This window comes from Clostridium tertium (assembly GCF_017873245.1).
Taxonomy (GTDB): domain Bacteria; phylum Bacillota; class Clostridia; order Clostridiales; family Clostridiaceae; genus Clostridium; species Clostridium tertium.
The window spans coordinates 1-13,949 of the sequence record NZ_JAGGJY010000018.1 but is presented as its reverse complement, the minus strand read 5'-3'; the positions used below and the strand labels follow the sequence as shown (position 1 = coordinate 13,949).

The 13,949-nt window shown below is 25.9% G+C and carries 17 protein-coding genes and 3 pseudogenes; 2 read left to right on the top strand and 18 right to left on the bottom strand.

The window, feature by feature from the left end; all coding sequences use genetic code 11:
- Window positions 1-15: 15 nt before the first annotated feature.
- From J2Z25_RS16155 to J2Z25_RS16135, 6 genes and pseudogenes are all read right to left on the bottom strand, one after another.
- A complete protein-coding gene (locus J2Z25_RS16155; RefSeq protein ID WP_209741300.1) occupies window positions 16-258 on the bottom strand; it encodes a hypothetical protein in 243 nt (80 codons plus the stop codon).
- 294 nt (window positions 259-552) lie between these two features.
- Window positions 553-699, bottom strand: coding sequence for a hypothetical protein (locus J2Z25_RS18680; RefSeq protein ID WP_245173442.1), 147 nt, complete (start codon window positions 697-699; stop codon window positions 553-555).
- A gap of 31 nt (window positions 700-730) precedes the next feature.
- Complete coding sequence (locus tag J2Z25_RS16150) at window positions 731-1,384, bottom strand: nucleotidyltransferase domain-containing protein (protein ID WP_245173440.1); 654 nt, start codon at window positions 1,382-1,384, stop codon at window positions 731-733.
- A 158-nt stretch (window positions 1,385-1,542) separates the two neighbouring features.
- A pseudogene (locus J2Z25_RS16145) lies at window positions 1,543-2,034 on the bottom strand (flavodoxin domain-containing protein); the annotation flags it as partial.
- Between the two features lie 230 nt (window positions 2,035-2,264).
- A complete protein-coding gene (locus tag J2Z25_RS16140) occupies window positions 2,265-3,020 on the bottom strand; it encodes a polysaccharide deacetylase family protein (RefSeq protein ID WP_425340189.1) in 756 nt (251 codons plus the stop codon).
- Between the two features lie 531 nt (window positions 3,021-3,551).
- Window positions 3,552-4,052 carry a hypothetical protein gene (locus J2Z25_RS16135; protein WP_209741298.1) on the bottom strand — a complete coding sequence of 167 codons (501 nt, stop codon included), beginning with the start codon at window positions 4,050-4,052 and terminating at the stop codon, window positions 3,552-3,554.
- 166 nt (window positions 4,053-4,218) lie between these two features.
- On the opposite strand from J2Z25_RS16135, the gene J2Z25_RS16130 reads away from it, so the two are divergent.
- On the top strand, window positions 4,219-4,515 hold the full coding sequence (locus J2Z25_RS16130; protein ID WP_209741297.1) for a YciI family protein: 297 nt from the start codon (window positions 4,219-4,221) through the stop codon (window positions 4,513-4,515).
- Window positions 4,516-4,648: 133 nt separating this feature from the next.
- Here J2Z25_RS16130 and J2Z25_RS16125 read toward each other — a convergent pair whose 3' ends face one another.
- The 6 genes from J2Z25_RS16125 to J2Z25_RS16100 form a co-directional block, all read right to left on the bottom strand.
- Complete coding sequence (locus tag J2Z25_RS16125) at window positions 4,649-4,867, bottom strand: hypothetical protein (RefSeq protein ID WP_209741296.1); 219 nt, start codon at window positions 4,865-4,867, stop codon at window positions 4,649-4,651.
- The gene (locus J2Z25_RS16120) at window positions 4,839-5,081 is read right to left on the bottom strand and encodes a hypothetical protein (RefSeq protein ID WP_209741295.1); all 243 of its coding nucleotides are present in this window, start codon (window positions 5,079-5,081) and stop codon (window positions 4,839-4,841) included. Before J2Z25_RS16120 ends, J2Z25_RS16125 begins: the two co-directional genes overlap by 29 nt.
- 38 nt (window positions 5,082-5,119) lie before the next feature.
- Window positions 5,120-5,347, bottom strand: a complete 228-nt coding sequence (locus tag J2Z25_RS16115; protein ID WP_209741294.1) for a hypothetical protein — start codon at window positions 5,345-5,347, stop codon at window positions 5,120-5,122.
- The gene (locus tag J2Z25_RS18675; RefSeq protein ID WP_342451354.1) at window positions 5,325-5,543 is read right to left on the bottom strand and encodes a pyridoxamine 5'-phosphate oxidase family protein; all 219 of its coding nucleotides are present in this window, start codon (window positions 5,541-5,543) and stop codon (window positions 5,325-5,327) included. Before J2Z25_RS18675 ends, J2Z25_RS16115 begins: the two co-directional genes overlap by 23 nt.
- Before the next feature lie 181 nt (window positions 5,544-5,724).
- Window positions 5,725-6,261, bottom strand: a complete 537-nt coding sequence (locus J2Z25_RS16105) for an NUDIX hydrolase N-terminal domain-containing protein (RefSeq protein WP_209741336.1) — start codon at window positions 6,259-6,261, stop codon at window positions 5,725-5,727.
- A gap of 21 nt (window positions 6,262-6,282) precedes the next feature.
- Window positions 6,283-6,468, bottom strand: a complete 186-nt coding sequence (locus tag J2Z25_RS16100) for a DUF6440 family protein (protein ID WP_008678993.1) — start codon at window positions 6,466-6,468, stop codon at window positions 6,283-6,285.
- 231 nt (window positions 6,469-6,699) lie between these two features.
- On the opposite strand from J2Z25_RS16100, the gene J2Z25_RS16095 reads away from it, so the two are divergent.
- A complete protein-coding gene (locus J2Z25_RS16095; RefSeq protein ID WP_209741293.1) occupies window positions 6,700-7,464 on the top strand; it encodes a stage II sporulation protein P in 765 nt (254 codons plus the stop codon).
- Window positions 7,465-7,557: 93 nt separating this feature from the next.
- On the opposite strand, the gene J2Z25_RS16090 is transcribed toward J2Z25_RS16095, so the two are convergent.
- The 6 genes and pseudogenes from J2Z25_RS16090 to J2Z25_RS16065 form a co-directional block, all read right to left on the bottom strand.
- Entirely contained in the window at window positions 7,558-7,851 is a 294-nt protein-coding gene (locus J2Z25_RS16090; RefSeq protein WP_209741292.1) for a hypothetical protein, read from the bottom strand.
- Between the two features lie 130 nt (window positions 7,852-7,981).
- A pseudogene (locus J2Z25_RS18670) lies at window positions 7,982-8,122 on the bottom strand (aminoglycoside 6-adenylyltransferase).
- Between the two features lie 117 nt (window positions 8,123-8,239).
- Window positions 8,240-8,833, bottom strand: a complete 594-nt coding sequence (locus tag J2Z25_RS16080) for a GNAT family N-acetyltransferase (RefSeq protein ID WP_209741291.1) — start codon at window positions 8,831-8,833, stop codon at window positions 8,240-8,242.
- Window positions 8,834-8,858: 25 nt separating this feature from the next.
- Window positions 8,859-9,029, bottom strand: coding sequence for a hypothetical protein (locus J2Z25_RS16075; protein WP_008678999.1), 171 nt, complete (start codon window positions 9,027-9,029; stop codon window positions 8,859-8,861).
- A 491-nt stretch (window positions 9,030-9,520) separates the two neighbouring features.
- Window positions 9,521-10,204 (bottom strand): annotated as a pseudogene (locus tag J2Z25_RS16070) (5'-methylthioadenosine/adenosylhomocysteine nucleosidase).
- A gap of 251 nt (window positions 10,205-10,455) precedes the next feature.
- Complete coding sequence (locus J2Z25_RS16065) at window positions 10,456-13,401, bottom strand: exo-beta-N-acetylmuramidase NamZ domain-containing protein (protein ID WP_209741290.1); 2,946 nt, start codon at window positions 13,399-13,401, stop codon at window positions 10,456-10,458.
- Window positions 13,402-13,949: the final 548 nt, after the last annotated feature.

The following is a 13,949-nucleotide window of genomic DNA, read 5'->3' as shown; positions in this document are numbered from 1 at the left end:
TTATTGATATTAACTTCACGTGTAGTTATATACCCAAAGCAAAGTAGCTACGCTATTGGTGCCTGCTATGTATTCTTTCATAAATGCATTATCAATTGCCTTAATTATTTTTTTGCATACTTCTTCTACTGCTTCAGAAACTACCTCACCAAAGTCATTTTTATCTTTGAATATCTGTGATATAATTTCTGAAGCAACCTTTTCCTGAATATTACCACCTGATAAATCTATTATTTTACTTAAATCAGTTTCTTCCATCTAATCACCTCAATAGTAATATATCTCTATATTAAATATTTATACTTTTTACAAAAATGGATTTTACTTACCATCATAATAATTAAAATTATAATAAAAAGAACCCTATTCTAGGATTCTTAAAAGTTAATAGTCATCCTTATAAATAATGTAATTATAATTGGCCCATATATATCTAAATTCTTCATATAGAACCTCCATCATTTATTGTTGTTATTTTATATTTATCATTTAGCATATTTACAGTTTTCTACTTTTGTAAATACAGTAATACTATTCTTTTATCCTCTTGATCTAACATAAATTTTTAGTTTCATTAACAAGTTCCTCAAGTATTCCTACTCCTCTTCTTGTATCACTTTCATTAGAAGAAATTGAAGTAATAACATCATCTATTCTTTTCTTATAATTTTGTGGTTTAATTTTAAAAGTATCTATCATTTTTATAGCTTTTTTCTCATTAATACAATACTCATTGTTTAATGCAAATAAAACTTGATTTAAAGGATGAAATGCTTCTAAAACAATGTCCACAAACATAATAAATATCATCTTTATCTATACTTGATTTAGCAAACATTAAAGAAAAAGATGCTTCAAACATATACCAACCAATTATTGCATTTTTTAAATTTTCTGGATATGGTATAGTTTTTACTTTTAATTCTGATATTTTATTTTTAGGATCATCTAATACTTTGCAAATTGCTACTTCTCCCATATACATAGCATTTAAATAGGCATGCGGATGTCCTGTCTGATAATTTGATGAAATTTTTCCATTTAAACAATCATCAATCACCTTAGATACACGCTTTATATCACGTAATATAAAATCTACATGGTATCCTTGAACTGTTAACCATCCTCCGGCATTCACCCATGGTCCCCATTCTCCTAATGAACTAACTAAATTTTTTCTATTTTCATCATCTAGCTTAGTAGCAATCTTATCAACATCAGTAACATTGAAGCCTTCTGATTCATCATAATATATGCCAATATCAATATCAGAATCTTTATGATTAGTCCCCCTCGCTCTTGAACCTCCTATAACTACTCCTATAACACCATGAATATTTTTAAGTTCAACGGTTATATCATTTAAAATATTTTCAATAATCATATTCTCTTTCCCTTTCTTATTTTAAAACTTTTAATATTATCACTGAGTTAGCTATACTTCTTCCTTCTTATATAAAAGATTGATTTCTTTAAAATATTCATTCTTAATATTTCATAATTAGTATCATAAATACATCTTAGCTTCATACTTTGTTAATTTTATTCAACTTCCTTTGCTTGGACTTTTACAAACTGAATCAGTGGTGCAATATACTCTCTAGAGGAAATATCATAAGAACTTCCAATAGCTTGCTCAAATCCATCTTCATCTGAACTTTTATCCTTTTTTCTACTCAAAATTTTAGCAATTATTTTCATAATCATACGATCTAAGATACCCATTTTTTCATAATTAAGTCTACCTTGCATATAAAAATGAGAAATTATTTTTAATTCTTCATTTGAAAAATTTGATTCCCAAATTGTATTAATAACATCTTCTACTTCTAAAGGTGTTGCCCCTGTTGCAAATATGATTAGCTTAGACATTTCATTATCTGAAAATAATGCTTTTATCTTTTTTATTCCATCGATTTTCCCTGCATGAACACGGCTTCCATAAATAACAAAATCATATTCTGCAATAGACGACCTTGATAAATTTTTATAATCTAAAATATCACATTTAAGCTCTTCTGCAATCCATTCTGCATACCCTAAAGTTTAATTGATACATTTTACGAATTAATTATACCATATTTTGTTAATTGTATATTAGTAACCTTTCAAAAAACAAATTCTATTGTTTAACCCTTAATAGTTATAAATTGCTAGGAAAAATAATTAAACAATGAAATTTTTTGAATTATAAAATAAAAAAATACCGTATATTCTTTTTTGAATGATACGGTATTATGTCGATTTACTAATATGTTTACATATTATGATATTCTAAAATACATTTCTGGTGTATCTTCTTCAATAGTCTTAAATTCATATCCTTGATTTTTATAATAATCTATTATTTTAGTCAGTGCTTCACTAGTATTTTTATTCATATCTGTGCAATGCATAAGTAAATTTATAGTTTTCAAATCCTTACTTCCTTTTATAGCATTCTTATATAGAACATCTTTAGATTGTTTTGGATTTAATCCATCAGAGTTATCTAAATTCCAATCATAAACCTTAAGATTATTTTCATGCAATCTATTTAAAAATTCTTTATTTAAATGTTTATAACTTCCTCCTGGAAATCTAATTATATTAGGTGAAATTCCTACTACTCTATTTATCTCATCACGACATTCAATCATTTCTCTTATAAAGCAATCTTCGTGACAATAAATACATTTATATTTATGAGTAAATGTATGCAATCCTATACTATGTCCCTCATCATTCATTCTTTTTAATACATCTTCCTTATCTTCAATTTGATTACCAATCACAAAAAATGTTGCTTTTACTTCCTTTTCTTCTAATATATCTAAAATTTTACCTGTAACTTTATAGCTCGGTCCATCATCAAAGGTTAAATATATAACCTTCTTTTTATTGCTAACATCATTCTCATTAACTTCACTTTCTTCTATTAATGAATCTACAGAGATACTTCTCATATCTATTTTAAATATAAAATTAAAAATAACTGCACTTACTAAGATAGCTAAAAAAATTTTTACTTTATGTCTCATCTTCATGCTCTCCTTATAGACTTATTCATTAATCTGTTATAAAACTCATTACCTTTTATAATTTACTATTTTAGTCTTTTTATTTATGGTAATTTCAAGTAATATCAGTAGTTACTCAACCTTGAAAATTTTCAAAGAATTACTTTTATACTAAGTACATCATTTATATAATCCACTCGTAATATAATTAAATTGTGAAATAAAAAAATACCGTATATTCATTTTTGAATAATACGGTATAACTATTTTCGTTTTAAAAGGTTTAATATTTCCAAATTAAAGGGATGATAATCAAATAATCACTCACTACTGCAATTATTTTATGTAGTTTTGATTATTCTTTATATCATTGATAATTACTTTTGCTTAACTCACCTTTTATTCTTGGCAAATTTCTAATAAAAATAATAATCTTATTGTCTATAATACTATTGCTACTAATAAATACTATTTCGAAAAATAGTGTTGATTATAGATTATTTTTCAAAAAAGTTTCTATATAAATAATACTTTTATATTAATATGATAAATCTATTCTATTATTATCCTAAATATAGTTGAAGTATAATTCCCTTCGCTCCAATATCCATTCATTTCATAAATATATTCTCCTTTTTTATCTGGTAATGTTATATTATTTACTTTTTTTGAAGAATCAAATTTTATAGTTGTGTCATTAACTGAATCACCTACTGACCATAATCTTAGAATTATTTCTGGAGGAGCTGAATTAAAAGTTACTTCAACTTCGCTATTAGATTTTGCAGAAAATCCTGAAACTTCCATTCCAGCATCATATGATGGTCCTACTAAATAACTACTCCCTGCTTTTTGTCCCTTTGGTAAACTTCCAGACCAGGTATGTTCTCCAATACTTGTAGGAACTATTTTTCCATTGTATTTTATGGATACAGATGGTTTTCTCATAGGAATATCACTTGTCATTTTTGCATAAGCATAGCTAGATATTATACATACTACAAATGTACAAATAAATAATTTTACTAAAAACTTTCTACTTTTTAAATTCAATATGACCACCTCTTTTTTTATTTTAAAGAATCATTTATAAATGGTCTTTTTATATATTTATTCTAAGACAAAAATTTACTTTTTTAATAAATAATAATTCTTTATTAATTATTAATATGATATAATATACATAATATATTTTATATAAAGAAGGAGGATAATAAAAATGAAATATTTTATTATTGAAGGTAAATTAAACAGTTCTGTTGAAATAGATGAAAGTATTATGAACGAACATATAGCTCATTCTCAAAAAGCAATAGAAAAAGGTGTTACACTAATATCAGGACTTAAAGAAGATATGAGTGGTGGTATTTTAATTATGAAAGCAAATTCATTTGAGGACGTAGAAGCTTATTTAAATTCTGATCCACTCAAGATTACTGGTTCCCAAGAATATCGTATTATGGAATTTACACCTCATTATACTCATCCACAAACTAATGAATGGTTTGATAGATAATTTACAAAGAAATTTAAATAAGCAACTAGTAATACTATAATATTAGTACATTTTTAAGGAAATTTATAAGTTTCCTTAAAAATGTTCATAATTTGCATATATTTTAAATTAAATCATTAAATATTCATTGTTATTATACATCAGAAATATCTATATTTTTATCAAATACATAAGTATATGTCTCTCCATCTTCAATATATTCATCTTCACCATGTCCCAAATTATATCCTATCAAAGTTAAATGCATAACTCTTTCATCTCCAATATTAAATATTTTAAATGTAAAAATTGCATCCCCAGCATATAATTTATCTTCTTTTATTTTAATAAGAAGAATCTCCATCTTTTCCATTACTTCTATATTCCTTAATTGATGTTTCTGAAATATCCATATAGTCTTTTGAATTTAGTTTTTCTACTATATTTAGTTCTGAATTTATATCACTACCAGCATATAAATACCATCTTCCATTTATCTTTGGTTGTGATAAATTGCTTATAAACAAATATGATATTAAGCAACATATTACTACTATATAAAAACCTCTTCTTAAATTCTTTCCCATATCACTTACCCCTTAAATATTAAATTTATATCAATTTATTACTGCTCATTAAAAATAGGATAAATATTATTATTATAAATATATTCTAATGTTCCAATAGTACTTTCTCTAGAAATCAAATATCCTAGATCCCCATTCTTAAATTTTATATCCCAAGTAATATACCAATGTGTTTCCTCTTTAATTTCAAGTGGAGTTAGCTCAAATTCATTCTCCTCATCCATTGGTCTATAATCACATTTATTAATGAGTTTTCTTCTTTTCATCTTCAAATACTTCTTTTGCTCTTCCAAATATTATTACACTTTCATATTTGGTGCTAAACTTATCTGGTAATACATCAGTTTGTCCAACTACACAAAATGATACTTTATCATTGTTCTTTATATTTTCTAACTTATATCCTTCAACTGCACTATGAAAATATATTGAATCATTTGAATAAACATAACTTAAAGGAATTCCATATGTATATCTATTTTCATTTACTGTAGATAAAATTCCATATTCGCATTTTTTTTTATATGTCTATTGCTTCTGAAGGTTCAACTTTTCTATCTTTTCTATCTTTTCTATCTTTTCTTCTTATTTCTTTAAACATATTTATTCCTCCATAACTAAATTTAATTTTCATAAATAAAATCTAGTCAAATAATGTTTTCCAATTTGAGCTTCTATATGCTTCAAAGCACATTTTAATTTGCTCTTCGTTATTTTTTTCTGTTGCCAACAATGGTACGTTATCTAATGAAAAATAATCACTTTTTATTGTTTCTATATTTTTTTGAAATTCTCCATCTATTAAAGAACATAGAACAAAAACATTACACACTTTATAAGTATATACAGGCAAATTATACTTTTCTCTATCTTGAACAGCAATTATCATATCTGCTGTAACATTTAAACCCGCCTCTTCTTTTACTTCTTTTATTGTGTTTTCTTTTATTGATAAATCTACATTTACCCAACCACCTGGCAATGACCAAGTCCCATTGCTTTCTTGTACCAATAAAATTTTATTATTTTTAAATATTGCTGATCTTGTATCTAACTTTGGTGTTTGATATCCAATTTCATTACAAAACAAGTCCTTTACTTTTTCTAAAGGTATATCTGATTGTAAACTTATCATTTCTGCTGAAATTTCTCTAATTCTTTCAAAGCGTTCTTTATCAATTTTTCTTTAATAAATTGGAATTTATCTATCAACTATCACCTTACCATCAGAATCCAACAGTGGTGTAACTCCATTTTGCCCTGTTCCAACAGTCATTAAATAATTAACCCCTGTATGATTATCGACAACAATATATATTGCTCCAAATCCTAAGGATTGCTCTTCTTTAATAACAAATCTCTTTTCTTTTTTATCTTTTCCAAACATATAAAATTCCTCCATCAAATAATTTTTTATTTTAATAATATATAAATAGTCTTTATTTTTCATTTTTATACTTGTTTAAAATTTGCTAACCTATATTTTATATTTCATGAGATTATTTAACTTATTTATTAATACATCATAAAAATTAGTAAGACAATTAATTGCTTTCGATTTACTTTCATAATATAAATATTCATTTAATATACATTTAAAGAAAGGAGGTGTATTTTATTGAAGAAAATCCATAAAAATATTATTGTATCAATTATATTTTTAACTATATGTGTAACATTAGTATATTTATATTTAAGAAAACAAAATACGTTATCAGATTCAAATAAAATAGACAACTCAGAAACAACTAAATCAACTAATACAATTAATGATTCATCAAACATATCGCTATTAGATACTATTAAGAATCTAACTATAGATAATTCAAATTCTACTATTCCTCTTTCATCTGATATAGTTATATACAATAGTCATCCAGATGAAGAATATGAATTTGGTGCGAAAGTAACTGATTTAGGCGCTTTAATTAATCATGAACTTAATACTGAAGGCTTAAACAGTAATTTTATTAGCTCCAAACCAAATATAGAATATATAAAATCATATCAGGTTTCACATGATTCTATAACAGAAAATGTGTCTGGATATGAAAATACAATACTTCTAGATATTCATAGGAGCAATAGTGATTCTTTTAAATCTGATCCTGAAATGATTACCTTTGTCCTTGCAAAAGATAATCAACATTTTGAAGAAAATAATAAATTTGCAGAAGAACTAGTAAATGAGATTTCAAAATCTACTAAAGTAAAAGCATCAATATACTACTACGATTTTACTACTGAATATTTGAAGCGCAATCAGGAATTATCTAACAATTCAATCTTAGTAGAAATAGGCACCGATAAATCAGATGATGCTTATATTAAAGAATGTGTGGATGTTCTTGTAAGCTCGTTAAAAAATATTAAAAACACTTAATTTAATTATTATACTTATAGGCTTACTACTTTCTTATATGTAGTAAGCCCTAATTTGTAATTTTAAATATAGTTACTTAAATTCTTTATATTTCTAATTTTTATTTATCTTATCTGTGATAGTTATTAATTCATTAATAACTACTTTTGCTATGTAACTTATATAAATACAAATAAAAAACTTTATAATAGATAATATACCCATTACGTTGTAATCTTTTATTAATGCATAAAGTCCTGCACCAATTCCAACAAAAATTACATTTTTACTTATGCTACTTAATTTATTAGAATTAACTTCATCCTTTTCTAAATCATATTCTGATTTACTATTAATAAATTCTTCCGAGCTCTCAATTTCAAAATATAGTTTTTCTTTATCCTCCATAAACCCTCTCATACCACCACATATTATAATTTACTAATATATTTCATTTGCATCTCTTGGTAATAAGTTTACATCTTTTAAAAACTTCAAACTATTATTTGCTTCTAACTGATTATATGTCACATTTATTTTAGTTAGGTGCTATCTCATTAGCAATATCATTAAATAAATTACACATAGTAAATACTGATTCCCAAATTTCTTTTACTTTTCCAGAAGGATATATTTTTTAAAATGTATTCCACTCCTCTTGATCTAACCACTTATACATGTATTTTCCTGACTTTCCAACACTAACAGTAAAATTTGAAAATACTCTTATTTATTATTAATAAATAATATTAAACTACTAGTAAATAAACTTTCTCTTAGTATATTTAAGATGTCTTTATAACTTTATAAAATTGTAGCACTTATCTATAATCTCATTAACTAAACCATTGTCAACATCTTTAATTAATTTTAAAGGCTTTGGTTCACAATACTCTTCATTAATACTCTTTTCAAACCAAGTAACATCATGCCACTTGCCAAATTTATATCCTGTATTATGATAAATTCCTAGCTTCTTAAATCCAAAATACTCATGTAACTTTTCACTATTCATATTATTAGAAGTAACTACACCATAAATATTTTTTATATTTTGAAGTTTAGATATTTCAATTAAAGCTGTATAAAAAGCTTTTCCAAGTCCATAGCGTAGATATGCATTATCAATATAAACAGATAATTCAACATTCCATTGATAAGCAGCTCTTTCTTTATGTCTATAAGAATAAGCATATCCAATTATTTTGTCATCTAAAGTACAAACTAAATAAGGATAATCTTTAGATATTTTTCTAATACGCTTTTTAAATTCATCGACTGTTGGTACTTCATATTCAAAAGTTATTATTGTATTCTTTACATATGGTGCATATATTCTTAATATTTCTTCTGCGTCATTTTCACTAGCCATTCTTATTTTTATATCCATTCTGTCCTCCTACCAGTCTAACATTCTATTTTTGCTCCTCACTTTTTTTATCAATTATTTCTTTTAATTGCATATTTAGTTTTTCTACTTCATTTTTAAGTCTTTTTTGAATTATCAATACTCTAACTATAAATATTATTAAAGCTATTGGTATTACAAATTGAAGTAAAAGAACTAAAATATATAAAGGTTCCATACTCACTACCCCTTATTAATTTATGAATACTTTTTAAGCCACTAACAATTTGTCTATATTTAACAATTTTATTAATATAATACCTCTTTTGCTAATTATACCATAATTTAGAATTTAATATGTATAGCATTTATTCTATTTATTATCTTATTATCATTTACGAGTATTTCTATTACAAAATAATAAATAATTCATATAGTAATCTCTTAAAAGTATGATAAATTTATGTAAATACTCATAGGTAGTTTAATGAAATATTTGAAACTATATAAAGGTACTATTCAATGATAAATTATTTTGCTGATTGAGAAATGATGTGAGCTGATTTGAATTTAAATACATCTCATGTTAATGTTAATAAGGGAGTCGCGTTTCACGACCTCCTTTAGAATTTATTTAAATAAATCTAATTGTTCGGTTGTATGAACTAAATTATGCATGATTACTCTTGTATTTCTTCACTCTTCAACTCTATAGCTCTTTCACACATATTATATTGTTAATAGAAGTTTTTTTACAAAATTTATAGACTTCTTTGCTGCCATTAGACAATTAGATTCAAAAACTTCTACACCTCTTTCATCTTCAGTATCTGTTATTGACCTTATTGATATAAAAGGATTTTTCTTTACATAACAAACATGAGCAATACTTGCTGTTTCCATATCTACACAAAGTGAATTAAATTTTGATATTATTTCACTTCGTCCTTTATTATCTATAAATGTTTCACCAGTTACCATTTTCCCAAATAGTATATTTTGACTAAAAGCATTCTCATTCACTATTGTCCTGCATAACGAGAATAACTTTTTATCACTTTCAAAATATATACTCTTCATCTATGGATGATACTCTGTTAAAATCTCTTCTGCAACATCATTGTATGCTACTTCTGTTGAAATAACTGTATCTCCAATATTTAAGTTTTTATCTATTGCCCCTGCTACTCCCGTTACAATAATATTAGTCACTTGAAACTTGTCTATTAAAACTTGAGCTGCAATTGTTGCATTAACTTTACAAACACTACAATGTAATGCAACAATATCTCTATTCTCATATTTACCAATATAAAACTTTAGCATTGCATGTTCTTCTAATTTCTCGGTTGAAAGTTCATCAATAAAAGGCATTATTTCATCTTCTGAAGGGCCTATAATTCCTATTTTCATAAATTCATCTCCAATTCAATTGATAATTAATCAGTTAATTATTCTATAACTATACAATTACTTATACTTATTGTAAATATATTCCTTATGCTTAATGTTATCTTGTTATCTATTTAGTTATACAGAAATAAATAAAAAAGCCATAAACTTAAATGAATTAAATTTCATTTGCCGTTTATAGCTTTTTATTTATTATAAATTATCTAATATTTTATTTTATAGATTTTTAATCATTTATAAAGCTAATGTCTCTATTTCTTATCTACTGCTTTCTTAGACTTATCTTCTAAAAATCCTTTTCCCATATATATCATAAATAAAGATATAACTATTAATAATAATGAACTATTTACAGTACTACCAGTTTGAGGCAAACTTCCTGAGTTATTATTTGGTTCACTAGGTTTAGGAGATTCTCCAGGCTTATTATTATCATCTGGTTTTGATGGTTCTTCTGGCTTATTATTGTTATCATCTGGTTTAGGTGTACTATTATCTTCTTTAACTGTAACATTTATTTTTTTAGAAGTACTAGCACCATTACTATCAGAAACACTGTAGTTCACTACATATTCTCCAGCCTTACTAGTATCTACAGTATTCTCTACAACTTTTATAGATGATGTTAAATCTCCATCCTCTTCATCATAAGCTGTTACATCTTTTAATGGATCAAAGTTTTCATTTAATTTTAATGTTTTATCATTTGAAGTTATAACAGGAACATTATTAATAGTTGATGCTGGTACATATATTCTATATTTTTCTATATCAGATTTAAATTCACTAGATTCTTTATCTACTATTGCAAATAATTCTTCTAATGTATATTTTCCCTCTCTTACATAACTATTTCCAGTTAGCTTGTCAATGAAATTAGTGCTTAAATATTGGAACTTATCTGGATACATATCTCTAACTGTATATAACATAGCATAGCCTGTCTTAACTGAATTAAAGCTATCCCTATCTGTTACATATACTTGAACTCCACCACAAACTTGATTTTTCCCAGTTGGATAATTTGCAGTATCTGATGCTGAATACTTTGATATCTGTGGCGTAAATGAAGCTGCTCTAAATTTTACTCCTGGTAACCCTAGAGAGTTAAGTTCATTAGCTAAATTTATTGGATTTATCCATGGAGCACCTATTAGTTCGAATGGTCTTGTTGTTCCTCTTCCTTCTGATAAATTTGTTCCTTCAAAAACACAAGTTGCTGTATATACTATTGCTGTATCTAAAGTTGGCATATTTGGTGAAGGCATTACCCATGTATCTAATCCTGTTTCATCATAATACATTTCTTGTGACCATCCACTCATTTTAACTACTTTTAAATCACAATTAATATTAAATTTGTCATTAATATATTGAGCATATTCACCAACAGTTAATCCATATCTTTGAACTATAGGATACATTCCAACAAATGAACTAAATTCAGGATCAAGTATATTTCCTTGTACTTCACTTGATATAGGATTAGGTCTATCAAATACAACAAATGTTTTATTATTTTCTGCACATGCCTCCATTGCATAAGCTAGTGTATTTATATATGTGTAGAATCTAGCTCCTACATCTTGCATATCATAAGCTACTATATCAACGTTTTCAAGCATTTCTGGAGTTGGCTTTTTAGTTGATCCATACAAACTATGAACTGGAAGTCCAGTAATATTATCTACTTCATTTCCAACACTATCTCCAGCTTGTGCATATCCTCTAATTCCATGTTCAGCAGCAAATAATGTTGTCAAATTAGTTTTTTCGTATAATACATCTATAGAACTTTTAAAATTACTATCCATACCAGATGGATTTGTTATAAGTCCTACTTTTTTATCTTTAAATATATCTAAGCTTTCTTCTATATTATCTATACCAAGTTTAATATTACTTACATTTTCTCCACCACTATTTGACTCTTGGTAAATATAATATTTTTCTGTTTTAGCTTTAAATTCATTAGACTCCTTATCTACTATTGCAAATAGTTCTTCTAACGTATATTTTCCCTCTCTTACATAGCTGTTACCTGTTAACTTATCTATAAAATTAGTACTTAAGTATTGGAACTTATCTGGATACATATCTCTAATTGTATATAACATTGCATATCCAGTTTTAACAGCATTAAAATTATCTCTATCAGTTACATAAACTTGAACTCCACCACAAACTTGATTCTTTCCTGTTGGATAATTTGCAGTATCTGATGCTGAATATTTTGAAAATGTTGGAGTAAATGATGCAGCTCTAAATTTTACTCCTGGTAAACCTAAAGAATTTAATTTATTACTAAGATCCATTGGTTCAATCCAAGGTGCACCAATTAATTCAAAAGGTCTTGTTGTTCCTCTTCCTTCTGAAACATTTGTTCCTTCAAAAACACAAGTTCCAGTATAAACTATTGAGGTAGTAAGCGTAGGCATATTCGGAGATGGCATTACCCATGTATTTAACCCTGTTTCATCATAATACATATCACGAGTCCAGCCTTCCATTTCAACAACTTCAAGTTTACAATTTATATTAAATTCTTCATTTATAAACTTAGCATATTCTCCAACTGTCATTCCATACCTTTGAACTATAGGATACATCCCAACAAAGGAGCTAAAATCGGGATTAAGTAAATTACCTTGTACTTCTCCACCAATAGGATTAGGTCTATCAAATACAACAAATGTTTTATTATTTTCTGCACATGCCTCCATTGCATAGGCTAGTGTATTTATATATGTGTAAAATCTAGCTCCTACATCTTGCATATCATAAGCTACTATATCAACATTTTCTAGCATTTCTGGAGTTGGCTTTTTAGTTGATCCATATAAACTATGAACTGGAAGTCCAGTAACTTCATCAACTTCATTTCCTACATTATCCCCTGCTTGTGCATTTCCTCTAATTCCATGCTCAGCAGCAAATAATGTTGTTAGATTTGTCTTTTCATATAATACATCTATAGAACTTTTAAAATTACTATCCATACCAGATGGATTTGTTATTAACCCTACCCTTTTTCCTTCAAAAATGCTTAAATTCTTATCTAAATTATCGATACCTAATTTTACTTGTCCAGTACTACTTGCATTTACAGTTTTTATCTCTTTAGCTTGAAATAATATTGATGAAATTAAAAATCCACATGTAATTATTCCAAGTTTTCTTTTTAACTTTAAATTCATGAAATTATCCCCCTATTTAATATCATTTCTTAGTATTTAATAAAAAATGTATAATAATCTTTCATGTCAAGCCTTAAGAAGTCATATAGTATAATATAAACTTTTGTGCATAATAATATAAAAAGGTAGTCTAAACTACCAAAACACTTTATCATAGGTATCTTTATTTAATATTTTCATCTTGTCTGTTTATTTTAATTCACTATAAATCTTTATTTCACATAACTCCCCCCTTTATTGGTTATTATAATTTATAATATTTTTGCTTTAAAATATTATAAAATTCGTATTTATTAAGAAATAAATATAGTTTATATTAGTATTGTATTAATTTTGATTTCGTTTACAATTTGTTATTATTATATCATTATAGAAATATTATTTCAAGTTTTTACAGATTTTATTTTATTTTATTTCACTTTTTTTATTATATTTATTTTTAATTTAATAGATTTATAGATTAAATAATTTATTTTATAAGCATATATTTTTTTTTTTTTGTTTTTTTTTGTGGGGGTTTTGGTGGTGTGGTGTTGGGTGGGGGTGTT

Coding starts and splice junctions, on each gene's coding strand:
- J2Z25_RS16155 (WP_209741300.1), bottom strand. CDS start 258: ATGGAAGAAACTGATTTAAGTAAAATAATAGATTTATCAGGTGGTAAT.
- J2Z25_RS18680 (WP_245173442.1), bottom strand. CDS start 699: ATGATAGATACTTTTAAAATTAAACCACAAAATTATAAGAAAAGAATA.
- J2Z25_RS16150 (WP_245173440.1), bottom strand. CDS start 1,384: ATGATTATTGAAAATATTTTAAATGATATAACCGTTGAACTTAAAAAT.
- J2Z25_RS16140 (WP_425340189.1), bottom strand. CDS start 3,020: ATGAGACATAAAGTAAAAATTTTTTTAGCTATCTTAGTAAGTGCAGTT.
- J2Z25_RS16130 (WP_209741297.1), top strand. CDS start 4,219: ATGAAATATTTTATTATTGAAGGTAAATTAAACAGTTCTGTTGAAATA.
- J2Z25_RS16125 (WP_209741296.1), bottom strand. CDS start 4,867: ATGGAAAAGATGGAGATTCTTCTTATTAAAATAAAAGAAGATAAATTA.
- J2Z25_RS16120 (WP_209741295.1), bottom strand. CDS start 5,081: ATGGGAAAGAATTTAAGAAGAGGTTTTTATATAGTAGTAATATGTTGC.
- J2Z25_RS16115 (WP_209741294.1), bottom strand. CDS start 5,347: ATGAAAAGAAGAAAACTCATTAATAAATGTGATTATAGACCAATGGAT.
- J2Z25_RS16100 (WP_008678993.1), bottom strand. CDS start 6,468: ATGTTTGGAAAAGATAAAAAAGAAAAGAGATTTGTTATTAAAGAAGAG.
- J2Z25_RS16090 (WP_209741292.1), bottom strand. CDS start 7,851: ATGGAGGATAAAGAAAAACTATATTTTGAAATTGAGAGCTCGGAAGAA.
- J2Z25_RS16080 (WP_209741291.1), bottom strand. CDS start 8,833: ATGGATATAAAAATAAGAATGGCTAGTGAAAATGACGCAGAAGAAATA.
- J2Z25_RS16075 (WP_008678999.1), bottom strand. CDS start 9,029: ATGGAACCTTTATATATTTTAGTTCTTTTACTTCAATTTGTAATACCA.
- J2Z25_RS16065 (WP_209741290.1), bottom strand. CDS start 13,401: ATGAATTTAAAGTTAAAAAGAAAACTTGGAATAATTACATGTGGATTT.